Raw genomic sequence first — 23,973 nt, 5'->3', positions numbered from 1 at the left:
ATTCTATTTTTATTTTAGTATACTTTATATTTGTTTACCGTAAAATATCTAAATTTTATTTGCGTTATTTGAAGATATAATGAAAAAACAGTTTTTACTATTCTTATTCGGATTTTTCTTACAAGTAAGCACTGCCCAAGTTACTAGTTCTGTGCTGGCTTCTGGCAATTGGTATCAATTCTCTATAGATACTACAGGTGTGTTTAAAATAGATCGAAGCTTATTGCAACAAATTGGGATTTCTACCAACGGATTAAATCCAAAAAAGATTCATGTTTATGGCAATGGCGGGCAATTATTGCCTGTTTTAAATAGCAATTTTAGATATGATGATTTACAAGAAAATGCAATCTATATAGAAGGAGAGGGCGATGGTTCTTTTGATGCAAATGATTTTATACTGTTTTACGCCAAGGGTCCGCATGATTGGGAGGTTGATGTATCTGGGAATACCGCTAAACATCGGCAAAATATTTATTCAGATAAAGCCTATTATTTTATCACCGTGAATGATGTTGATGGAAAAAGAATTCAACAAAAACCGCTAGTAACCGGAAATACTGCCCCACAAATAACGGTTTTTGATGATTTTACTTTTTATGAAAAAGAAGAAAAAAGTATGCTGGCAGCAGGAACGCAATGGTTTTTTAATCAAGATTTTAATATAGAAAACACACAAAATTTTAACATACCATTTCAGAATGCGGTTGCGAATCAAAATATAAAGATCAAAGTGCGAGGGGTTTCTAATTCGGTGGTTTCTTCGTCTATGGAAGTGAAAGTAAATAACCAAGCGGTTTTTTCTATCAATTACCCTGCGGTAAACCCAAGTTCTTTAACCAAAGCCTTTGCCATAGAGCGCGCAGCAGACCAACTCAATAGCTCAGAAAATATTGCGGTTTCTATTACGTATAATAATAATGGGAATCCTTCAGCAAATGCATTTTTAGATTTTATAGAAATTATTGGCAAAAAACAGTTAAGTTTTCGTGATTTTCAATTTTCGTTTCGAAGCTTTGAACAAGCAACATCTCCAGGTGTCGTAACCTATCAAATAGAAAACGGTGCTACAGCTTTTCAGGTTTGGGACGTTTCCAATCCTATTGCACCGCAGCGTATCGCAAACCAGGCAACCACCAATGATTTTTCGTTTACAGATACGGGAGGTACATTAAAAGAATATATAATTCTAGATGATGCTAATTTTTACATCCCAGAAACGGTGCAAAATTCCAAAATTAAAAATCAAGATTTACATGCTTTAAAAGATATCAATTATATCGTTATTACAAATTCAGAACTTTCTGGTGAAGCACAAAGATTGGCAGATTACCATCAAACAAATTCTAAATTCACTACAAAGGTTGTTTTATTAGAGGAAATTTATAACGAGTTTTCTTCGGGTTCTAAGGATATTACAGGAATTCGAGACTTTTTAAAACATGTGTATACAACAAATTCATCCGCAGAAACAAAACTACAATATGTTTGTTTTTTTGGTGATTCTTCTTACGATTACAAAGACAGAATTCAAGGAAATAATAACATTGTTCCGGTAAAATTATCTACCAATAGTTTTAATTTGGCAAGTTCTTGGGTTACAGACGACTTTTTTGTGATGTTAGATGACAATGAAGGTACGATGTCTAGTGCACATACCATTGATGTTGTTTCTAGTAGAATTCCCGTTTCTACAATTTCTGAAGCAACGAATGTTGTTGATAAAATTTTATCCTATTACCAGAAAGAAGCGATTGGAGATTGGCGAAATACCATTACCTTATTAGCAGACGATATTGATGTTGTGGGCGAAGAAGTTATTGAGCAAGGCGTAGAATCTATTGCTGATGAAATTAGAAATAACAAACCTATCTTTAATGTCAATAAAATATATGTAGATGCTTTTGTGCAGCAAAATTCTTCGGGAGGAGAACGCTACCCGGAAGTGAATAAAGCCATCACAAACGCCATTGAAAAAGGAACTTTAGTTTTTGATTATTTTGGTCATGGAGGAGAAGATGGTTTTGCATCAGAAAGAATTTTAGATGTACCACAAATACAATCTTTTACGAATCCGAATACGCTACCATTGCTCATTACTGTGACTTGCGATTTTTCTAGATTCGATAATCCGAATAGAATTACCGCAGGAGAGCTTACTTTTAAAAGCAAAACAGGTGGCGCTGCCAGCATGATCACAACAACAAGAGAAGTTTTTATTTCTACAGGACAACGTTTTAACGAGCAGTTAATTAGAGTTTTATTGGCTTTTAATAACGAAGATTATTCCATTGCCGAGTCTTTAAAAATAGCTAAAAATCAATTTGCGAGTACACAAAAATTCTTTATTTACCATTTTGGAGATCCTGCAATGAAATTGGCAATTCCAAAACCCAATGTTCGGATTACCAAAATGAATGATGTTGCGATTACACAATCTCTAGATACCATAAAAGCCTTGTCTAAAGTAAAGTTTGAAGGTGTTGTTACCGATGATTTAGATGCTATTTTAACCAATTTTAATGGGACACTTTCTACCACTGTTTTCGATAAATTAATTGATAAAAATACTCTAGATAATGATGGTTTTGGCGTTGTGATGACTTTTGATACGCAAGATAGTAAATTGTTTAGGGGAAAATCTACCGTAGAAAACGGACAATTTAGTTTTGATTTTGTGGTGCCAAAAGATATTAAAGTGGCTTTCGGAAAAGGAAAATTAAGTTTTTACGCCGAAAATGGAGAAACGGATAAGGCGGGTTATAATTTTGATATTGTTGTAGGAGGAATTAATGAAAATGCACCCGAAGATATCGTGGGACCCGAAATTCGATTGTTTATGAATGATGAATCTTTTATCGATGGCGGGAACACAAATACCTCTCCAAATTTAATTGCCTCTTTATCTGATTCAAACGGAATTAATACCTCTATCACTGCGGTAGATCACGATATTGTGGGTATTTTAGATGGAGATACCTCGAACCCTATTATCTTAAATGATTTTTATCAAACAGAATTAAACGATTTTACAAAAGGTAAAGTAACGTATCGATTAAGAGATTTAGAAGTTGGCCCGCATACCTTAAAAATTAAAGCTTGGGATACTTACAATAACTCTTCAGAAACCACGTTAAATTTTGTGGTGGTCAGCGATGCTATTTTGAATTTAGAAAATGTTTTAAATTATCCCAATCCTTTTGTAAATTATACCGAGTTTTGGTTTCAACATAATAAGCCGAATGAGCCATTGGAGGTGCAAGTTCAAATATTTACGGTTTCTGGAAAATTAGTAAAAACCATCAATAAAAATGTACAGACCACAGGGAATTTATCAAGAAATATTACTTGGAATGGTTTAGATGATTTTGGTAATAAGATTGGGAAAGGGGTATATGTTTATAAATTAAAAGTAACTTCTACAGCCAATAATTTGGTCTCAGAGAAGTACGAAAAATTAGTAATACTTCAATAAAAAGCGCATATTTGTAAAATAAATTAGAATAACAAAGAATGAAAAAAATAGGATTTTTTATAGCACTTTGTGCTTTTGTAAGTTTAAAAATAAATGCACAGGCAAACGCGATTACCACAGCGACTCCTTTTTTACTTATTGTACCCGATGCTAGAGCAGGAGGAATGGGGGATATGGGGGTTGCGACTTCAGCAGATGCTTTTTCATTATTTCACAATCCAGCAAAAATTGCGTTTAGTGATCGCCAAATTAAAGCAGGATTAACATATTCTCCGTGGTTACGAAATTTAACCGATGATATTTTTGTAGGAAGTGGTTCTTACATTAATAGGTTTAGTGAAAACGCTGCTTGGGGTGCAGATTTTAAGTATTTTTCATTAGGGCAAATAGATTTAACAGACAATTCAGGAACCTCTTTGGGTACCATTAACCCAAATGAATTTGTAGCCACTGGTTCTTATGCTTTAAAATTAAGTGAAACCTTTTCTATGGGGGTTTCTTTAAAATATATCCGCTCTAATTTAGCGTTTAACAATACGGCAGCAAATACTTTGCAGCCCATCAATTCTTTTGCGGTAGATGTCTCTGGATATTACCAGTCTTATGAAGAAAATTACGGTAATTTTAATGGACGCTATAGAATAGGTTTCAATATTTCTAATGTAGGTCCTAAAGTTTCGTATACCCCAGGTGAGGAAGACTTTATTCCTACGAATTTGAAATTTGGTGGTGGTTTTGATTTTATTTTAGATGATTATAATATTATTTCTACCAATGTTGAATTCACAAAACTATTAGTGCCAACGCCAGATATTCAGGAAGATGGCACAGATGCGAACGCAGATCAAGGTTGGATTCAAGGAATTTTTAGCTCTTTTGGTGATGCTCCAGGAGGATTTAGTGAAGAATTAAGTGAAGTAACCTATGCGCTTGGTGCAGAATATTTATACAACAATGCTTTTGCCTTAAGAGGTGGGTATTTTCATGAAAGTGTAGACAAAGGAAATAGGCAATATTTTACCTTAGGAGCTGGTTTTAAAACGAATGCGCTAAATGTAGATTTGTCTTATTTAATGAATTCTTCGGATGTGAACAATCCTTTAGAAAATTCGCTCCGTTTTTCTTTATCTTTTGACTTAGGAGAAATTTATGATAATTATTAAAAGTGATAAATTTTTAGTAAATTTATAAAAATATATAAGCAGTCTTAAAAGGCTGCTTTTTTTGACGACTTTACCATGAGGAAAATTCAAATAGCAACACCAGCAATGGTTTATAACGATATTTCAGAGCTTTCTTCTGAAGATAGCATGTTGATGAATAGAGCAGTAGAAGCTAGAAAAAAAGCGTATGCTCCCTATTCTAAATTTTATGTTGGCGCTGCTTTGTTATTAGAAAATAATGAAATTGTAACCGGAAATAATCAAGAAAATGCGGCGTATCCTTCAGGAATGTGTGCAGAGCGGGTTGCGATCTGGAAGGCAGGTTCAGAGTATCCGAATGTCAAAATTTTACAATTGGCTATTTCTGCAAGTTCATCGATACATACAGTGGATAAACCTGTGGGACCTTGCGGAGCTTGTAGACAATCTTTGTCGGAGTATGAAATCAAACAAAAACAACATTTTTCGGTTTTGTTTATGGGAGAGGTTGGTGAAATTATAAAAACAGCCTCTTTAGATTCTTTGCTCCCTTTCTCTTTTGATAGTTCTTATTTATAACTAGATTTTATGTTCCCCCTCGAGCATTACTGAAATCAAAATGCATTTTGATTGAAAGTAAAAAACGTAGTTTTACGAGAGGTTTTTATAGAAAAACCTATTATATAATGAAACCAGACATTTCCTCAAGAAAAGACATTAAAGTAGTTATCACAAATTTTTACGATTTGTTATTAATGGATGAAAAAATGATTCCTTTTTTTGAAGAAATTGTCAAAGAAAATCAATTGGAACATCATTTAGAAATTATCACAGATTTTTGGGAGGATATTTTGTTTGATGGAAACCGGTATCAACAAAATGTAATGCAAAAACATTGGCATAAAAATGCTTTTGTCAAGTTTAAAAAAGAACATTTTACGATTTGGATATCGTATTTTTCGAATACAATTGATGCTTTTTTTAAAGGAGAAAATTCTGAGAGAATGAAAGCTAGAGCGCTGTCTATCGCAACAATCATGCAGTTAAAAATGAAGCTATATAAAAAGTAAATTGACAAAGAACGTTTTTGACTTTCGTTTTAATCCGTTTTTAAAATACTTTTTTGAATCAAAAATTGTAATTTTAATCAAATCAACGTATTAAAATTTAAAAATGAGCGCTTCAAAAATTACGGGAACAGGAACTTTTATACCTTCTTTAAAAAAGGAAAATGCTGCTTTTTTAGAAGAAATTTTTTTAGACGCAGACGGCACTGCTTTGTCTGCGGATAATGAATTTATTATTCAAAAATTCAAAGAAATTACAGGGATAGAAGAAAGACGCTACGCAATTAAAGAATATAACACTTCAGACTTGGCTTTTTTTGCTGCTCAAAAAGCTATTGAAGATGCCAAAATAAATCCAGAGGAATTAGATTATATTATTTTTGCACACAATTTTGGGGATGTAAAACAAGGTGCCATTCAAGGTGATATGTTGCCCAGTTTGGCCACAAGAGTTAAATATAGATTGGGAATTGAAAACCCGAATTGTGTGGCGTATGACCTTTTATTTGGTTGCCCTGGTTGGATTGAAGGTGTCATCCAAGCACAAGTCTTTATCAAGGCAGGAATCGCCAAGAAATGTTTAATTATTGGCGCAGAAACGCTCTCTAGAGTGGTGGATAGACACGATCGAGATTCGATGATTTTTAGTGATGGAGCGGGGGCTTGTATTGTTGAAAAAACGACCGAAAAAGATTCAGGTATTTTAAGTCATGCAACACAAACGTTTGCAAAAGAAGAGGCCTATTTCTTGCATTATGGAACTTCTTTTAATAAAGAAAAAGATCAGAATATACGCTATATTAAAATGTATGGACGTAAAATTTATGAGTTTGCCATTACAAATGTTCCGAAAGCCATGAAACTGGCGCTAGATAAAAGCGGACTTAAAATTGAAGATGTGAAGAAAATATTTATCCATCAAGCCAATGAAAAAATGGATGAAGCCATTGTAAAGCGTTTTTATAGGTTATTTAAAAAATCAGTTCCTGAAGGAATTATGCCGATGAGCATTCATAAATTAGGAAATAGTTCGGTAGCCACCGTGCCTACTTTATTAGATTTGGTTTTAAAAGGGAAAATTAAAAATCAAGAGGTTCACAAAGGCGATGTGATTATGTTGGCGTCTGTGGGGGCAGGAATGAATATCAATGCTATTGTTTATAAATATTAAAGTTGAAAAGGTGAAAAGTGAAAGTGCACGGTTCTGGGTTTATCTTTGCAAGTTCACCAATGAGTTCAGAAATACACTACAATTTCAAATGATAAAGGGGTTGATAATATAAATGTGCATGCTGAGATTTTTGAAGTAATTTTAATTTTAAAAGCTGCAAAAAGCTAGGGTTGTCATGGATTTATTTTGTTAAATTAGGGTATTCATAGTTTTTAAATTTTTAAATGATATATGCGCTGCGAATTCTCTCGAATACTTACGAATTCTAATTTATTTAAAAAATATAAATTTCAGGCTTAAAAATTTAATCTGAAATACTATTTTTGCGCATGCAACAACACAACGTACTTATTTTAGATTTTGGTTCTCAATACACGCAATTAATTGCTAGGAGAGTGAGAGAGTTAAATATTTATTGCGAAATTCATCCGTATCATAAAATACCAGAACAGTTAGAAGATTTTAAGGCAGTAATCCTTTCTGGAAGTCCGAATTCTGTAAGAGGTGAATCGGTATTACACCCAGATTTATCTAAAATCAGAGGTAAAAAACCGTTACTTTCCGTTTGTTATGGAGCGCAATATCTAGCTCATTTTTCTGGCGGAAAAGTGGCACCTTCGAATACCAGAGAATACGGAAGAGCAAATTTATCTTATATAAAGAGTGATGAAGTTTTCTTTAAAAATATTTCTGAAGGCAGTCAAGTTTGGATGAGCCATTCCGATACCATAAAACATTTACCAACAAACGGAATTCTACTAGCAAGTACTGCCGATGTAGAAAATGCGGCCTATAAAATTGAAGGAGAAGAAACTTTCGGGATTCAGTTTCATCCAGAAGTATATCATTCTAAAGATGGGAAACAATTATTAGAAAATTTCTTAATTGATATCGCAAAAGTGGCACAAACTTGGACGCCAGATTCTTTCGTGGAAAGTACCGTGGATGAACTAAGAAGAAAAGTAGGAAAAGATAAAGTTGTTTTAGGACTTTCTGGTGGCGTAGATTCTACGGTGGCAGCGGTTTTATTAAACAAAGCGATTGGAGAAAATTTATTCTGTATTTTTGTAAACAATGGTTTATTGCGCAAAAATGAGTTTGAAAACGTCTTAGCACAATATGAGGGGATGGGTTTAAACGTGAAAGGTGTAGATGCTTCCGAACGTTTTTTGAAAGCTTTGGAAGGAATTACAGACCCAGAAAAGAAAAGAAAAGCCATCGGAAATGCTTTTATTGAAGTTTTTGATGATGAAGCGCATCATATTGAAGACGTAAAATGGTTGGCACAAGGTACCATTTATCCCGATGTTATTGAATCCGTTTCGGTAAACGGCGGCCCTTCTGCAACCATAAAAAGTCATCATAATGTGGGCGGTTTGCCAGATTTTATGAAACTGAAAATTGTGGAACCTTTACGGATGATTTTTAAAGACGAGGTACGAAGAGTAGGGGCATCTCTAGGAATTGATCCAGAATTGTTAGGACGTCATCCTTTTCCTGGGCCCGGTTTAGGAATTAGAATCTTAGGAGATATTACCGCAGAAAAAGTACGTATTTTACAAGAAGTAGATGCTATTTTTATCAACGGATTAAAAGAAGATGGTTTATATGATGGTGTTTGGCAAGCGGGCGCTATGTTGTTACCCGTAAATTCTGTAGGCGTGATGGGTGATGAAAGAACCTACGAAAAAGTAGTGGCTTTAAGAGCCGTTGAAAGTACCGATGGAATGACGGCAGATTGGGTAGATTTACCGTATAAATTTTTGCAAAAAACATCAAATAAAATAATAAATCAGGTAAAAGGTGTCAACCGAGTTGTGTATGATATTAGCTCTAAACCACCTGCAACTATAGAATGGGAATAGCATATATGAAGCATTTAAAATTTTTTATTTTTCTGTGTATTTTAACGTTCACAGTTTCTTGTGGTCAACAAAAAAGATATATTCAATATAAGGTAGAGCAAGGAGATACAATGCGTAAAATTGCTAAAAAGTTAGACATGAATACGCCTGATTTAATTCGTTTGAATCCTGATGTTTCAGGGGATCCAATACCAAATTCTTTTATTGTTGTTCCTCAAAACAAACTCAAAAATTATAGAGATAAGGGTACCAATAAAACCAAAGTAACTGTTTTAGACTCAGTTTCCGATAGCAATGAATTAGATGAGTCAGAGCGTCTTTTAGAGGAGTTAAAAGAAAAGTTTGTTGTGTACGAAGTTAAAAAAGGAGATACTTTTTATGGTCTGAATAAAAAACTTGGAGTTTCTAGAGGAGAATTATTACTCTTAAATCCTGAATTATCACTAGGTTTAAAATTAGGAATGATTTTAAAAATTAAGAAAATTCCTGCTAAAATTAGCACCGATGAACTTTTTTATAGTGATTATATTGCCCCAAATACAAACTTAAAAGCAGCTTTATTATTGCCTTTTAAAACCTATAAATATAGCAGTGATACGCTTACTTTAAAAGAAATTTTTACAAGAAATGCTACTTTGGTGAATATTGCAACAGATTTCTATTTAGGGGCAGAATTAGCGATAGATTCCCTACGAAAACAGGGGGTGTCTATCGAATTGAATGTTTTTGATACTGGAGATAGAAATACAAATGATATTATGAATATTGTTTCAGAAAATGATTTAAACAATAACGATGTTGTTATTGGACCCTTGTATTCAGAGGAATTAAAGACGGTAGCGGCAAACGTTACTATTCCGGTTGTTTTCCCTGTGTATTCTAAAAGTCAATCTGAATTTTCAGCTTCAAATATTGTAAAGACTTCACCAGATAAAAAAGTTTTTAGAGAAGAGCTAGAAAGATATATCAATGAGAATTTTGGAAGTGGCAACGTGATCATTGTGAGTGATGATCAATCAGAAAATATACAAACGAGCAAACTTATAAAAAAGGCTTTAGAGGCAAAAATAGAGGCAGATACAATTGTAAAGACAGTGCACGTTTTATCACCGGAAGAAGGGTATATAGAGAAAGATCGATTTTTAAAAATTCTAACACCAAATACCAAAAATTGGGTAGTGATTGCAACGGATAATAATGTAATTGTCTCTGATGTAATCAATAGTTTAATTAGTTTGCCAGAAGAAACTTCTGTAAAAGTTTTTACTTTTGATAAAGGGGCCATCTATGATAAAATAGACAATAGAAAGCTGGCTAAAATAGGTTTTACCTATGTAAGCAACGATTTTGTGGATGAGACTGCTTTAAACTCGAGAGTTTTTAGAAAACAATACCTAAAAAGAAACAAAGCTTTACCGTCATTTTACGCAACAAAAGGATTTGATATTACCTATGATGTTTTAATAAGATTGGCTTCGGGCAATGATTTGAAATCCACTTTAAATGAAGGGATGTCTATGCGGGTAGAAACAAAATTTGATTATAGAAATAGTGAGCGTATTTCCGAAAATAAAGGGTTATTTATTGTACAATATAACGAAGATTTATCGTTAACAAAGTTAAAATAATACTCGTAATTTTTAAAATGATACAGGAGGGTAAACTATATTGTGTCTTTGGCAAGATTTGGTAAAATATATAAATATAGAAACTAAAAAATCCGCTGAAAGCGGATTTTTTTTATATCAATAAAGAACAAAGTACTAGATTTTTTTCATCTGCTGTTTCATCATTTGAATTTGTTCTTTTAGCATGCCATTTTTATCTAGTTTTTTTGCTTCTGTCATTAAATTAGTAGCTTCACGCTTGCGTCTTTTGGTCATGGCAATTCCTGCCAATTGTAATTTTGCCATTGCCAAATCATGATCCATAGAAAGTCCTAATCGTACTGCCTTGCGCAAAAACTTTTCAGCTTGCGTCATGTTTGTCTGACTTAACATAATTCCGTGTAAATAATTATAATACCCTTGTTGCTTTACAATTAGAGCATCCTCTGGTTTTTTTATGTAGGATAACCATTTTTTAGCGCCGTCAAAATTTTGTTTTCGCAATTGTAAAAAAGCAAGTAAAATAAATTCATTTTTAAAATATAATAAGACAAAGATTCCCGCTAAAAGCAAAATGGAAATTCCGTTCATAATATTTCCTTGACTAAATTGATACACAGCCCAAACTGTAATTAGGCCTGCTAGAATTAATTTTATATTTTTATGAAACATGAAGTCTTTTTTAAAGTTGAAATGCAAAAGTACATTTTCTTTCTAAATTTTGCTGTCACTTCGAGTGAAATTTCTTTTTTGAAATTTTGTGTTGAGCAATTACTTTTTATAATATTTTTTAAATTTTATCCAAGAAAAGGTACCTAAAATAGCTACAAAAGCAATAGAATAATAGACGGCAGATGGCGTAATTACTTTATCTCCGCTGGCATAAGAATGCAATCCTGATAAGTAGAAATTAACTCCGAAATACGTCATCATAATTGAAAAATAGGCAATGATGGTCCATAGGTTAAAGGTATATCGTCCACGTAAACCAGGAATTAAGCGCATATGCAATACAAAAGCATAAATCATAATAGAGATTAATGCCCAAGTTTCTTTAGGATCCCATCCCCAATAACGTCCCCAACTTTCATTGGCCCACATACCTCCTAAAAAGTTACCGATGGTAAGCATTACGAGACCAACAGTAACTGCCATTTCATTAATTATGGTGATTTCTTTAATGTTGATATCCATTTTATTTTTGTTCTTTTCAGTAGTAAATAGGATTAAGAAAAGTGCAAAAATACCAAGAATCATTCCTAAGGTTAACGGGCCGTAACTGGCTACAATAATAGAAACGTGCACCATTAACCACCATGAGTTTAAAACAGGTTGTAAGTTGGCAATCTCTGGATCTAACCAATTCATACTTGCCGTAAACAAAATTATGGAGGTTACAAACGTAGTAGCAGCAATGGTTAACGCAGATTTTCTACCCAGGTAAAAACCAAATAGCATGGTAGCCCAACCCACATAAATAATAGATTCGTAAGCATTACTCCAAGGTGCATTGCCACTAATATACCATCTGCTAATTAACCCTAAAGTATGTAAAATAAAAAGCCCAATGACTAAACCAATGAGCGTTTTTACCACATAATGTATCCATTTTTTGGTGCTGAATATTTGTGTAATTACAAAAACAATTAATAACAAACTTGCAAAACCATAATAACGAACTAATTTTGTAAATACATTATATTTATTATAGGCTATTTCTAGTGCTATTTGTTTGTCTGTAGGGTATACTTCTGCGCCAAATTGCTTTTGATATTTTTTAATACCTTCTAAAATTTGGTCTGCTTTTGTGTAATCATTAGTTCTTTTTGCAGTTTGCAATAATTGTACATAAAGTGGTAAAGATTTTCGAACAAAAATAGAATCTTGTGCTTTAAAACCTGTTGTCATTAAGGTTTCTGGTTGTGAAACCCAAGTATTATTATCATCATTCGGAATGGGATAAATTTTTAAAATTCCGCCCGCAATAGCACTATACAATAAACCAACACGTCTGTCGATTTTAATCAAATCTTTTTCAAAATTATTTTTAACGTTTTTCTTTTGAGCTTCAGCAACTTGTTCTCTTATTTTATAAGCAGCTCTGTCTGTGAAAAAATCTGACAAACGAGCATATTTTGCCGTTTCTGGCAGCCCTAATTCTTTTCTTATTTGTGTGTTTTTTTTCTCTAAATAAACAGCTGGTACTTCATACCAAAGTCTTGGGTTTTCTATGATTGATAATAAAACCTGACTAGGTTTCATGTCGTGTAAGGTTTCTGTCTGACTTACTTTTCTTACCAATTCTGATGCAAAAGTGTGGGCAGGTTTCATACGACCACCACCATCTTGAATCACTAGTTTGTTAAAACTTTCTGCGTGTTCTAAAGAAACTAAATTTGATTTTAAAATAGAATCTATTTGGCGGTCTGTAATTCTTATTTCTGTGTGGTTGTTATTTTGTTGCTTATTTTGAGTTTCAGTAGTTTCATGTGTGTGATTAGGATCACTATGGTCGTGATTAGCATCTTGCCCATAAATCAAAGAAGACATAGCGATAGCTGCTAAAATAGACAGGCTTCGTTTCTTTTTTCTGATTTTTCTTAATGAATTTTTGAGCGCATCAAAACGTGTATATTTTGCAAAAAAGATGGTAATCATCCCTGTATATAAAAGAGAATAGCCTAAGTACGTAATAAAAGTTCCCCACCAATCGTGGTTTACAGAAAGGTGCGTTTGTTCTACTTCACCAGATAAATCATAACTTGCCTGAAAAAATTTATAGCCTTTATGATCTAAAATATGATTCATAAAAATTCGATAGTCAAACTTTTCTTCTCCATCAATTACTGTAATTTCACTGGCAAAAGATGCAGCGCTTTCTGATCCAGGATATTTTTCTAACTGAAAATCGTTTAGCTTTATGCTAAAAGGTGCGTTTAGCGTTTTAGCACCATACCACATTCTAAAATTCAATCCATCAACGGTAAATTCTTTGGCATTATCACTATTGAATTTCCCTCCGGTCAGCTCCACTTTTTTGGTTTCACCCTGGGTAGTGATATCCAAAACAATCACATCTAATTTCTGGTCATCTTTGGGGCCACTCATGGTTTTCATAATTCCTTTACTAGGATATTGAGGCACTACAAAAGGTAATCCGGCAACATTGTATAAAGAACGCAATTTAAAATCCTGAATGCTATCTTTTGCCAATGAACCTTTTTCTTGCGTTGCCATGACTTGAAAACTACCTTGAGATTTTGCTAAAATTTTTAAAGAACCATTTCGTTTAAAAATATTAATCGATGCATTTTGGTCTGTAGTTTCATAGCCTACTAAAATATTGTGAATATTCTCTACAGTTCCCGCTTTAATATAGTGCTCATGTCGATTCCCACTTGAGGATTCTACTAGAAATAAATATTCAACACCATTTTTATCTTCAACTAATTTTTTCTCTGCCCACGGAATATAATCTACCAATTCAACCTTATATTCTTTTCCTTTAAAATTATCAGCATAAGACCAAGAGTTTGTACCCCAAGCACTTAATAAAATAGGTTCATGTTTGGTTTTTTGAAGCTCATTATTATCAACAATAACATTTACATAAGTTGTTTCCGATAAAAAGGTATTTGTGGTCTCTCCTTCATTAATTAACATAATCCCTTCATATCCCATATATCTGGTTACTGCGGCACCGAGGATAATAAATATAAACGATAAATGGAACATTAAAACAGGCCATTTCTCTTTTTTATGCAGGCGATATCTAAAGATATTTCCAACAAAATTAATGACGAAAAAAACCATAATTGCTTCAAACCACCAGGAGTTATACACTAAAGCTTTCGAAGTTTGTGTACCATAATCATTTTCTATAAAAGTTGCCACCCCCATTGCTGCTGCAAAAAGAATAAATAATACGGCCATTAAACGAGTTGAATATAGGAAATTAAATAATTTTTTCATCCTTAATTTGTTGCTTTTTAAAGTGATGCAAATTTAAGGATAAAAGGAACAAAATTCCGTACATAGCAGTTGTTTTTTCCTGTTAAGAATTGTTAAAAATTAGGATGTAAAAGAGGAAGGGTTTTACTAAGAAATTCGGATCCAAATATCTATTAGCAGTTTTTGTTTTAATTTATAGCAATAGAAAATCATATTTTTTTTCTTTCTAGACCGCTAAAAAGTAACACATAGCCTTCAAAATATTTTTTTAGATATAAGCCAAGAAAAAGGCCTATTTTGTGACAATAATTTCAAATTATGAAAGCTATAGATTTTAGAAATTAGATTTTTTGTGTTTAAGTATATTTAAATCCTGCTTTAATTGAAAACGATGCTTTTATAACTTCAAAAATCGGCAGTAAAAATTGCTTATTTCAGAAATTTGATCTTGCAGAGTGGGCTTCTTTTGAGCACACCAAAGTAAGTGCCTTATTTTGGATTTGATAGTTATTATTGCGAACCCTATTTTAGTTATATAATACCACAATAAATCGTTTTTTTTGCTGAATTTTTATAAAAAAAATGATCTTAACGAAGGCTACAATAATTAGTTTTTAATCTCTAAGAATCAAAAAATTATTCAATTTATTTAAGCGATATCAATCACTTAAATCGACATAAGAACTGCATGTTTCACTGTAAAGTTTATTTCTTTTGGGTAGGAATTGGAGGCAAACCTTCAGGAATAATAGGCTTATACACAACATTTCCTTTACGTTCTTTATATTCATCTTTTACTTTCTGAACTAAATCAGGATTTTCAAATAAATCTAACATGGTCATAGACATTGCTTTTGATGAGTATATCATCCCTTTATGACCAATACTCATGCCACCACAAGCTACAACAGCCCAAGAATGCCAAGGTGTATCTTTTGGAGCAACGGTAACTTTTAGGTTGATGTTGGGTACATTCCAACTTACATCACCAACATCTGTAGAGCCTCCACCAGGATTTTCTGAAGTTTCTTTTAGAGAAGTAATTTTACTGTCCATACCAATTAATGGTTTTTGGGTAGCTTCTTGAATCTTTTTACCAAACGCAATTTCATCTTCAGAATAAGTAATAGGACCTAATAATTCTAAGTTTTCTTGCAATATTTTTCCTCCTTCACGATTTACCAAAACTTCATAAATTCCTGAAATTAATGATACTTTATGATCAACATTTGCCATGATTGCAGCTCCTTCCGCCATTTTCATGACGCGTTCATATACAGGCATTAAACCCTCACGTTTGGTGTCTCTTACCCTTACCCATAATCTTGAATAATCTGGAACTACATTTACTACTTGACCTCCATCTTGAATGTGGTAATGCATTCTAACCGTCGGTTTTACGTGTTCTCTGTAATAGTTAATTCCTGAAGTATATAATTCTAAAGCATCAGAAGCAGATCTACCATTCCATGGATCTGCAGCCGCATGAGAAGCTTGACCAAAAAACTCGACTTTAAAATCAACTAAGGCTAAAGTACTTTGTACATCCGCTTCTGTAACTGCAAAAGGATGCCAGCTTATATTTACATCAACATCATCCCAAAGTCCCGCTTCAACCATCCAAATTTTACCAAAGAATTTTTCTTCGGATGGTGTTCCAAAAAACTTGACAGTTCCTTTTATTTTTCCAGCTTCAATTAACTCTTTAATCGCTATAGCAGCACCCAAACTACCAGCACCAAATAAATTATGTCCACAACCATGACCAGGATTTCCTTCTTTGAGTGGAGATTTTGTGGGTTTTGTATCTTGAGAAAGACTTGGCAAAGCATCAAATTCACCAAGAACACTTATTACAGGAGCACCAGAACCATACGTTGCTACAAAAGCAGTGGGGATATTTGCAACGCCTCTTTCTAACGTAAAACCTTGTTTTTCTGCATAGCTGGCTAGTATTTCTGCGGATTTTGTTTCTTCAAACGCGGTTTCTGCAGCACTCCAAATAGCATCACTAATTTTAATAAGAGCTTGTTTGTGCTTTTCTACGGATTGGATTAATGCTTTTTTGTTTTTGGAAAGTTTTTGACTTTGTACATTACAAACGACAAAAAATAACAATACTAGCGATAGCTTTTTAATGAGAATGTTTTTCATGGGAAGTTGTTTTCCCAAATATAATGAAAATGAAAACAATATTTAAAAAATTAAAAGATAGGGGAATTTTTGTTTTTGCTAAAGGTTAATAAATGCTTTCTAAGCATCCCGCAGGTTACTATGTGCAATATAACGTGTTATTCTTTCGTGTTATTAGTTTTTATTTTTCATTTTTAGGGTAATTTCTCCAATATTGTAAGCATAGATTGAAGAAGGTATAAAAGTAAATTTTAACCCTAGTATTTCTTTCATTCCTAATTGATCAATTGAAGTAACAACAGCTGATTCAAATTTATTCGTTTCGCAAAATTTAATCAAACTTTTCAATTCTTGAGGTTTATCAAAATATCGATTACTCCATTTTATTTCTACTCCCCAAACAGGCTTATAACTTTTGTCATCTACTAAAACAAGATCTACTTCACCTTCATTTCTACCATCTTTCCATCTAGCATAGGTTAAATCTAATTCCTCCAGATGCATCCATTGTGAAAGAATAGCTGTTTCCACCATGTTTCCCATTTCTTGGTCTGTTTCACTTATTGGAGAAAATAGCGCAGTACGTAGAGAAGGATTTGTAAGATATACTTTGAAACTTGTGATTCTTTTTAATCTTTTTGCATTCACTCCGACCTTGTTTAACACCTTAATCAGAAAAGCAGCTTCTAAGTATTCTAAGTATTTTTTTAACGTATCTTTTTGAATACCACTTTCTCTAGACATTGTCTCGTATGAAAATTCATTGCCAGTATTATACGCGATATAGGTAAAAAATCTGTTTAATTCTTGTACATCTTTGATTCCGTACAAGCTTGGTAAGTCTCTAAGTAGAACTTTGTCTACAATATCGCTTTTTACATATCTACCCATATCGCCTTGTATTTTTTCTGACAAAACAACCTCTGGATATCCTCCAAAATTTAAATAATGGACGAATTCTTTATTCAATGCTTTTGTATCGTGAGTTAGACAATATTTTATATCCTTATTTCCGTATTGAATATCACCTTCAAAAATTAAATGATCTAATTTTTTTAAATGAATATATTCTTGAAATGTCAATGGGGGTAAAAGGAAATCAGTAAATCTGCCAGCTCCACTTTCCGTACTATGCCATTTTAAAGCTGCGGCTGCCGAGCCAGAAACAATGAATTTGGTGTTAGGATAGGAGTCAACCAATACTTTTAAGTGCCTTTCCCAGTCTTTCAAGTATTGTATTTCATCAAAAAAGACATAACAATCATCAAGATTTTCAAGGTTCAAAGAATCTTTGCAGAGCGTTAAAATATCCTCCAAACTTAAATGAACATAGATTGGGTTGTCAATCCCTATAAAGAATAGTTTATGAGGATTTGTTCCTTCTTCTAGTAAGTTTTCAATACAATGAAATAACATGATTGTTTTTCCTACCCTTCTAGGTCCCATCAGGACTAAAGCTCTGTTTATACTCCTTTCAATTACAAATGGATAAAACAGATCAAAATATAACCTCTTAGACATGGAGCTGTATGTATTCGGAATCTCTTTGGTGATCCACCACGGATTTTCATAGCGAAGACGTTCAATGATTTTTACTGTCGGAATAAGGTTTAACATTGCTATATTATTTTCTTAACATTGCAAATATATCTAAAATAGATAGATTTAAAACTATCTATTATTACATTTAGTGTGTTTTTAGGGTGAGATTCTCATAGAAAAGCAGTTAATTCAACAATTCAATCTCATTTTCAATGAAAAACAACTCGTTACGGATATACCGAGTTTTAATACTCAATCAAGTTGAGCACAAGTTCATTATATCCAGCGTTGGCGAAGTTGTGAGAAAAAATAGAAACAAACCAACTTACTCCACAACACTATCAATCAAAATAGTAATCAATTCAATGGCGGCTTGCGCAATTTTTGTTCCGGGTCCATAAATACCCACAGCTCCAGCATCGAATAAATATTGATAATCTTGCGCAGGAATTACGCCACCTACAATCACCATAATATCTTCTCGACCATGTTTTTTTAGCTCTGCAACTACTTGCGGAACTAACGTTTTATGACCTGCTGCCAATGAAGAAATCCCTAAAATATGCACATCATTTTCTACAGCCTGTTTGGTGGCTTCTTGTGGTGTTTGAAAAAGAGGCCCAATATCCACATCAAAACCTAAATCGGCATACCCTGTAGCAACTACTTTAGCCCCTCGATCATGACCATCTTGACCTAATTTGGCAATCATAATTCTTGGACGCCTGCCTTCTAATTCAGCAAATTTATCTGCTAATTCTGCTGCTTTTTTAAATAATTTATCGTCTTTAATTTCTTTACTATACACGCCAGAAATGGTTTTATGCACTGCTTTGTGTCTGTCAAATACAACTTCAAGAGCATCAGAAATTTCACCTAAAGTAGCTCTGTTTTTCGCAGCTTTTACCGCTAAACTTAAAAGATTTTCTTTGCCAGATTTTGCAGCATTGGTTAAAGCTACTAAACATTTTTTAACTTCTTGATGATTTCTTTCAGATTTTAGCTTCTCTAATCTTTCAATTTGCGATTTTCTAACCGCTTCATTATCCACTTCTAAAATATGTAACGGATCTTCTTGTTTTAGTTGGTATTTGTTTACGCCAACAATGACATCTCTTCCGCTATCAATTTTTGCTTGTTTTTTAGCTGCAGCTTCCTCAATTCTCATTTTCGGAATCCCTTTTTCAATGGCTTTGGTCATGCCTCCTAATTCAGCAACTTCATTCATTAATTGCCATGCTTTGTTGGCAATATCTTCGGTTAATTGCTCTACATGATAACTTCCCGCCCAAGGATCTACAGTTTTCGTAATGTATGTTTCTTCCTGTAAATATATTTGTGTATTTCGCGCAATTCTTGCTGAGAATTCAGTGGGCAAAGCAATCGCTTCGTCTAGGGCATTGGTGTGTAAACTTTGAGTACCGCCAAAAGCCGCAGCCATAGCTTCTATGGTGGTTCTTGCTACATTATTAAACGGATCTTGTTCTGTTAAAGACCAACCACTAGTTTGACAATGTGTTCTTAACGCTAAAGATTTGGGGTTTTTGGGGTTGAATTGTTTTACTATTTTTGCCCACAACATTCTGGCAGCACGCATTTTAGCAATTTCTGCAAAATGATCCATGCCAATAGCCCAAAAGAAAGATAATCTTGGTGCAAAAGTATCAATATCCATGCCTGCCTCAATTCCTTTTTTTATGTATTCCAGACCGTCGGCAAGCGTATATGCCAATTCAATTTCTGCCGTAGCTCCTGCTTCTTGCATGTGATATCCAGAAATAGAAATCGAATTAAATTTCGGCATATTTTCACTAGTATACTCAAAAATATCTGCAATAATTTTCATCGATGGGGCAGGAGGATAGATGTAGGTGTTCCGCACCATGAATTCCTTCAAAATATCATTTTGAATCGTTCCTGATAGTTGTTCAGCAGCAACGCCTTGTTCTTCTGCTGCCACAATATAAAAGGCTAAAATGGGTAAAACGGCACCATTCATGGTCATAGAAACCGACATTTTATCAAGAGGAATTTGGTCAAACAAAACTTTCATGTCTTCTACGGAATCGATAGCAACCCCTGCTTTACCAACATCTCCTTGCACACGTTCATGATCAGAATCATAGCCTCGGTGCGTTGCTAAATCAAAAGCAACAGACAATCCTTTTTGGCCTGCTTCTAAATTTCTTCTATAAAAAGCGTTACTTTCTTCAGCGGTAGAAAAACCGGCATATTGCCGAATTGTCCAAGGTCTTCTCACATACATTGTAGAATAGGGACCTCTTAAATTTGGGGCAATTCCTGCTACAAAGTCTTCATGTTTAAAGGCTTTTTTGGGCTCTTTTGTAGCGCTTTTAAGTTTGATATTTTCAAAGGATTTTCTAGACATTTTCTTGGGCTAATCGTTCTTTTTCTATGTTTTCAGAAAGGCGTTTTCTGTTAATGGGCACAATTAAAGTTTTTATATTTCTTTGTTTTACAAAAGGAAATAACTCAATATCGTGTTGCATTTTGTCATTTTTATTAGTTTGCATATTGGTGCCTAATAAAACGATTTTTTTAGCAGTTAATTTTTTTTCTTCGATTGATGCACTTTCAATAATTTTCTTTTGAATAGTGCCGGCTTTCAATTGATGTAAAAAGCCTCCAGCTTTTTCTGTTTGTTTAAAAATTTCTAAAGCTTTTTCTGCCAATTGATTTGTAATCGCTTCGATGTAATAAGAACCCTCTGCAAAACTTTGAGCTTTTTGCAAATAACTTTCCTCTTTTAGTATTAAAAGTTGATTTCTTGCAATTCGTTCGCCAAACTCGTTCGATTTGTGATAAACTGCATCATAAGAAATAGACGAAACCGCATTGGAGCCCCCTAAAATTGCACTCATCGATTCAGAAGTTGTTCGCAACATATTAACATTATAGTCATACAATGTTTTATTCCGTAAGCTTGGTTGTGTAAAAATATGGGCTTCACTATGTTTTAACTCATATTCGTTTAAAAGCGTTTCCCATAAGATTCTGAAAGCTCTTAATTTGGCAATTTCGAAAAAGTAATTGCTGCCTACTGAAAATTTAAAGCTAATTTTAGAGGCAACCTCTTTTCCAAAATGATGAAGATATTCATTGGCATGTGCTAGCGTGTATGCTAATTCTTGTGCAATGGTTGCGCCCGCATTTTGATATAAATCGCCAGAAACTGAAATACAATTTTTAGTAGATTCTATAACAGGTTCTAGTTGTTTAAAGTCTTCTTTAAGGCCAATGAACCAATTGCCATTTTCCGCTAAATTGCCAATAATATCTGTTTGAAAAAATACATTTTCTGAATTACAAAATTTTGAAAGTTCTATTTGAAAAGCAGCATCTAAAAAAGAAAACTGAAAATAAAGTGTTGTTTTCTGTATATCAATATTCTTTAAAATTTTTTGATAATCGAATTTTTTATCAGCTTTAAAATGAAGCGCCATAGCTCCTCTTTTTAGGGCATCTACCGCTAAAGAATTTACTATTTTTTCATCATCAATAAAAAGAGTTTGACAAATGTTAAACCCATTTTTTGGTACGTTTATTTTGCCATTTGATCTGTCTTCTTTGGTGTAAAAAGGTTTTACAACAATTCCTTCTTCGGTTTGCCAAAGTAACGTTTTGTTATAATCTGCACCTTTTAAATCTGCTTGAATTTTTTGTTTCCAAGCAGCAGCTGATATAGGTTCGAAATCATCAAATAGAAATTTGCTCATTATTTTAGGGTATCAAATTCAATAATATAAATATTTTCGTTTTCTTTTTTCATCAAATACTTTTCCCGTGCAAAACGTTCTAATTCTGCGGAATCTTCTAATTTTTTGATGGTTTCTTTATCTTGTTCAATCTTATTTTTATAAAATGAAATGGTACTTTCTAATTCCTCGATTTCTTTATTAAATTTTCTATGAATTAAGAATGAATTTTCATCAAAAAAAAGCATCCATACAATAAACGGAATTAAAATCATTACAAACGTATTTGTAAGAATTTTAAAAACTCGACTTTTCTTTAAATTTTTTAAAGAGCTCATTTACAGACGTTCATTTATAACACTTCGTACAATATCAATGGCAACAGTATTATGTCTATCATTCGGAATGATAATATCGGCAAAGTTTTTTGTGGGCTCTATAAATTGCTGATGCATCGGTTTTAATGTTGATTGGTAACGGTTTAAAACTTCATCAATATCTCTTCCTCTTTCGGTAATATCGCGTCGCACTCTTCGTATTAATCGCTCATCTGTTTCTGCATGCACAAAGATTTTTATATCGAATAAATTCCGCAATTCTTCACTATTAAAAATGAGGATTCCTTCTACAATTACTACCTTTCGAGGGTGTGTTTTTATAAAATCTTGAGTTCTATTGTGTGTTACAAACGAATATACAGGTTGTTTAATTACTTTTTCTTTTTTTAATGCTTTTAAATGTTCTATCAACAGCTCAAAATCAATGGCTCTTGGGTGATCGAAATTTATTTTAGCTCTTTCTACATAAGAAAGATTGGTGGTTTCTTTGTAATATGAATCTTGTGATATTACGCATACTTCATCGAATGGCAATTGTTTAACAATTTGATTTACAACAGTTGTTTTTCCACTACCTGTTCCGCCTGCAATTCCAATAATTAACATATAGATTGATTGATTTTTGGTAATTATGCCACTAAAGTAATAAAGATTTTACAAATTAATAAAATTATTAATTTTTATATCTTTTGCTTTTAAATCAAACATCAAATTATACAAGCCAAAAAATGTTCTATTCATATAAATAAAATGTTTTGAGCCTCTACTGGCATTGTAAGATCTTAATTCTGTGTTTTTAGAATAGCGCTCGCCAAATTCTGCTATTTTCCCAAAAAATTCGGCGTCAGAAAAATCAAAGGTTTCAACATGAAAAGGTTGTGTAAAAATAGAAAGCATTTCATGAAACATATCGCTGAAAAACTCATATTCTTCTTTACTATCGTCTTTTCTTAAAATTTCTAATTCGAACATTTTTTCTTCAAAAAGCTTTTTATCGGCTAGTGTTTCCTTTTTTGCCAAGACAAAATAGGGCGTGTAAAATGATAAAGGAATGGTTTTCATACAACCAAAATCTAAGGCAATTAACTTACCATCTTCTGAGACTAAAAAATTTCCTGGATGAGGATCTGCGTGTACTTTCTTTAAATTATGAATTTGAAACATAAAAAAATCCCATAAGGCTTGGCCTATTTTATTAGACTCTTCTTGATTGGTATTCGCTGCTGTATATTCGGATAAATGAATTCCTGTCATCCAATCCATAGTAATAATTTGTTTGGATGATAAGGTTGGGTAATAGTTTGGGAAAATAAGATTTGGAATGTGAGAACAAGCGTCTACAATTTCCTGACTTTGTTCTATTTCTAATATATAATCGGTTTCTTCAAGTAATTTGTCTTGTACTTCAAAGAAATACTCATCCGATGTTTTACCTTTCATGTTAAACATTCTGATAACAAAAGGTTTTAACAAGGCTAAATCAGACTTTATACTATCGGAAACCCCAGGGTATTGAATTTTAACGGCTAAATTTTTGCCATCTTTTTCTGCTTTGTGCACTTGACCAATACTTGCTGCGTTGTATGCTTTTACATCAAATTTTTCATAAATTTCTGACGGGAATTTCCCAAAACTCTTTTTAAAGGTTTTTAAAACCAAAGCTTCCGATAGAGGAGGGACAGAAAACTGTGCCAAAGAAAATTTCTCTACATAGGCTCTTGGTAAGATACTTTTTTCCATGCTTAACATTTGTGCAACTTTTAAAGGACTTCCTTTTAAATCTTTTAAGCTTTCGTAAATGTCTTCTGCATTCGATTTGTTTAATTTTTCTCTTGCATGTTCTTCAGTATTGGTAATTTTATCACCATAATATTTTAGGTAATTTACACCTACTTTTGCACCTGTTTTTACGAGCTTTGATGCACGCTGAATTTTCGTAATCGGAATTTTACTGGCTTTTTTCATA

16 protein-coding genes are annotated in these 23,973 nt (G+C 33.1%); 7 read left to right on the top strand and 9 right to left on the bottom strand.

The window, feature by feature from the left end:
- Positions 1 to 79 precede the first annotated feature (79 nt).
- The 7 genes from porU to K8354_RS09490 all read left to right on the top strand — a co-directional run bounded on the left by porU (position 80) and on the right by K8354_RS09490 (position 10,348).
- Complete coding sequence (porU, locus tag K8354_RS09520) at positions 80 to 3,475, top strand: type IX secretion system sortase PorU (RefSeq protein WP_223439139.1); 3,396 nt, start codon at positions 80 to 82, stop codon at positions 3,473 to 3,475.
- 38 nt (positions 3,476 to 3,513) lie between these two features.
- Positions 3,514 to 4,638: a type IX secretion system outer membrane channel protein PorV gene (porV, locus tag K8354_RS09515; protein WP_223439138.1), complete on the top strand. Its 1,125-nt coding sequence runs from the start codon at positions 3,514 to 3,516 to the stop codon at positions 4,636 to 4,638.
- A 75-nt stretch (positions 4,639 to 4,713) separates the two neighbouring features.
- A complete protein-coding gene (cdd, locus tag K8354_RS09510) occupies positions 4,714 to 5,196 on the top strand; it encodes a cytidine deaminase (RefSeq protein ID WP_223439136.1) in 483 nt (160 codons plus the stop codon).
- A gap of 107 nt (positions 5,197 to 5,303) precedes the next feature.
- Positions 5,304 to 5,687: a group III truncated hemoglobin gene (locus tag K8354_RS09505; RefSeq protein WP_223439134.1), complete on the top strand. Its 384-nt coding sequence runs from the start codon at positions 5,304 to 5,306 to the stop codon at positions 5,685 to 5,687.
- A 103-nt stretch (positions 5,688 to 5,790) separates the two neighbouring features.
- A complete protein-coding gene (locus K8354_RS09500; protein ID WP_223439132.1) occupies positions 5,791 to 6,855 on the top strand; it encodes a 3-oxoacyl-ACP synthase III family protein in 1,065 nt (354 codons plus the stop codon).
- Positions 6,856 to 7,184: 329 nt separating this feature from the next.
- Positions 7,185 to 8,720 carry a glutamine-hydrolyzing GMP synthase gene (guaA, locus tag K8354_RS09495; RefSeq protein ID WP_223439131.1) on the top strand — a complete coding sequence of 512 codons (1,536 nt, stop codon included), beginning with the start codon at positions 7,185 to 7,187 and terminating at the stop codon, positions 8,718 to 8,720.
- A gap of 5 nt (positions 8,721 to 8,725) precedes the next feature.
- Positions 8,726 to 10,348, top strand: a complete 1,623-nt coding sequence (locus K8354_RS09490) for a LysM peptidoglycan-binding domain-containing protein (RefSeq protein WP_223439129.1) — start codon at positions 8,726 to 8,728, stop codon at positions 10,346 to 10,348.
- 135 nt (positions 10,349 to 10,483) lie between these two features.
- Here the strand turns inward: K8354_RS09490 and K8354_RS09485 are convergent, their stop codons facing one another.
- The 9 genes from K8354_RS09485 to K8354_RS09445 form a co-directional block, all read right to left on the bottom strand.
- A complete protein-coding gene (locus K8354_RS09485; protein ID WP_223439127.1) occupies positions 10,484 to 10,999 on the bottom strand; it encodes a DUF2892 domain-containing protein in 516 nt (171 codons plus the stop codon).
- A 99-nt stretch (positions 11,000 to 11,098) separates the two neighbouring features.
- A complete protein-coding gene (locus K8354_RS09480; RefSeq protein WP_223439125.1) occupies positions 11,099 to 14,299 on the bottom strand; it encodes a cytochrome c biogenesis protein CcsA in 3,201 nt (1,066 codons plus the stop codon).
- A gap of 684 nt (positions 14,300 to 14,983) precedes the next feature.
- Positions 14,984 to 16,432 (bottom strand): amidohydrolase, encoded by a 1,449-nt coding sequence (locus tag K8354_RS09475; protein WP_223439123.1) that lies wholly within the window; start codon positions 16,430 to 16,432, stop codon positions 14,984 to 14,986.
- 153 nt (positions 16,433 to 16,585) lie between these two features.
- Entirely contained in the window at positions 16,586 to 18,028 is a 1,443-nt protein-coding gene (locus K8354_RS09470; RefSeq protein WP_223439122.1) for an ATP-binding protein, read from the bottom strand.
- A 250-nt stretch (positions 18,029 to 18,278) separates the two neighbouring features.
- Positions 18,279 to 20,342 carry a methylmalonyl-CoA mutase gene (gene scpA, locus K8354_RS09465; protein WP_223439120.1) on the bottom strand — a complete coding sequence of 688 codons (2,064 nt, stop codon included), beginning with the start codon at positions 20,340 to 20,342 and terminating at the stop codon, positions 18,279 to 18,281.
- Positions 20,335 to 21,690, bottom strand: a complete 1,356-nt coding sequence (locus tag K8354_RS09460; protein WP_223439118.1) for a methylmalonyl-CoA mutase subunit beta — start codon at positions 21,688 to 21,690, stop codon at positions 20,335 to 20,337. The genes scpA and K8354_RS09460 overlap by 8 nt, the downstream gene beginning before the upstream one ends.
- Positions 21,690 to 22,007 carry an FtsB family cell division protein gene (locus K8354_RS09455; protein WP_223439116.1) on the bottom strand — a complete coding sequence of 106 codons (318 nt, stop codon included), beginning with the start codon at positions 22,005 to 22,007 and terminating at the stop codon, positions 21,690 to 21,692. The genes K8354_RS09460 and K8354_RS09455 overlap by 1 nt, the downstream gene beginning before the upstream one ends.
- Positions 22,008 to 22,613 carry a uridine kinase gene (gene udk, locus K8354_RS09450; protein WP_223439114.1) on the bottom strand — a complete coding sequence of 202 codons (606 nt, stop codon included), beginning with the start codon at positions 22,611 to 22,613 and terminating at the stop codon, positions 22,008 to 22,010. It lies immediately after the preceding gene.
- A gap of 48 nt (positions 22,614 to 22,661) precedes the next feature.
- Complete coding sequence (locus tag K8354_RS09445; protein ID WP_223439113.1) at positions 22,662 to 23,972, bottom strand: ABC1 kinase family protein; 1,311 nt, start codon at positions 23,970 to 23,972, stop codon at positions 22,662 to 22,664.
- Position 23,973: the final 1 nt, after the last annotated feature.

This window comes from Polaribacter litorisediminis (assembly GCF_019968605.1).
GTDB classification, from domain to species: Bacteria; Bacteroidota; Bacteroidia; order Flavobacteriales; family Flavobacteriaceae; genus Polaribacter; species Polaribacter litorisediminis.
Note: the sequence above shows the minus strand (reverse complement) of the source record. Positions and strands in the feature narration are given on the sequence as shown.

Bases quoted from the DNA above. Each gene is read 5' to 3' on its own strand.
- porU (WP_223439139.1), top strand. From the start codon at position 80: ATGAAAAAACAGTTTTTACTATTCTTATTCGGATTTTTCTTACAAGTA.
- porV (WP_223439138.1), top strand. From the start codon at position 3,514: ATGAAAAAAATAGGATTTTTTATAGCACTTTGTGCTTTTGTAAGTTTA.
- cdd (WP_223439136.1), top strand. From the start codon at position 4,714: ATGAGGAAAATTCAAATAGCAACACCAGCAATGGTTTATAACGATATT.
- K8354_RS09505 (WP_223439134.1), top strand. From the start codon at position 5,304: ATGAAACCAGACATTTCCTCAAGAAAAGACATTAAAGTAGTTATCACA.
- K8354_RS09500 (WP_223439132.1), top strand. From the start codon at position 5,791: ATGAGCGCTTCAAAAATTACGGGAACAGGAACTTTTATACCTTCTTTA.
- guaA (WP_223439131.1), top strand. From the start codon at position 7,185: ATGCAACAACACAACGTACTTATTTTAGATTTTGGTTCTCAATACACG.
- K8354_RS09490 (WP_223439129.1), top strand. From the start codon at position 8,726: ATGAAGCATTTAAAATTTTTTATTTTTCTGTGTATTTTAACGTTCACA.
- K8354_RS09485 (WP_223439127.1), bottom strand. From the start codon at position 10,999: ATGTTTCATAAAAATATAAAATTAATTCTAGCAGGCCTAATTACAGTT.
- K8354_RS09480 (WP_223439125.1), bottom strand. From the start codon at position 14,299: ATGAAAAAATTATTTAATTTCCTATATTCAACTCGTTTAATGGCCGTA.
- K8354_RS09475 (WP_223439123.1), bottom strand. From the start codon at position 16,432: ATGAAAAACATTCTCATTAAAAAGCTATCGCTAGTATTGTTATTTTTT.
- K8354_RS09470 (WP_223439122.1), bottom strand. From the start codon at position 18,028: ATGTTAAACCTTATTCCGACAGTAAAAATCATTGAACGTCTTCGCTAT.
- scpA (WP_223439120.1), bottom strand. From the start codon at position 20,342: ATGTCTAGAAAATCCTTTGAAAATATCAAACTTAAAAGCGCTACAAAA.
- K8354_RS09460 (WP_223439118.1), bottom strand. From the start codon at position 21,690: ATGAGCAAATTTCTATTTGATGATTTCGAACCTATATCAGCTGCTGCT.
- K8354_RS09455 (WP_223439116.1), bottom strand. From the start codon at position 22,007: ATGAGCTCTTTAAAAAATTTAAAGAAAAGTCGAGTTTTTAAAATTCTT.
- udk (WP_223439114.1), bottom strand. From the start codon at position 22,613: ATGTTAATTATTGGAATTGCAGGCGGAACAGGTAGTGGAAAAACAACT.
- K8354_RS09445 (WP_223439113.1), bottom strand. From the start codon at position 23,972: ATGAAAAAAGCCAGTAAAATTCCGATTACGAAAATTCAGCGTGCATCA.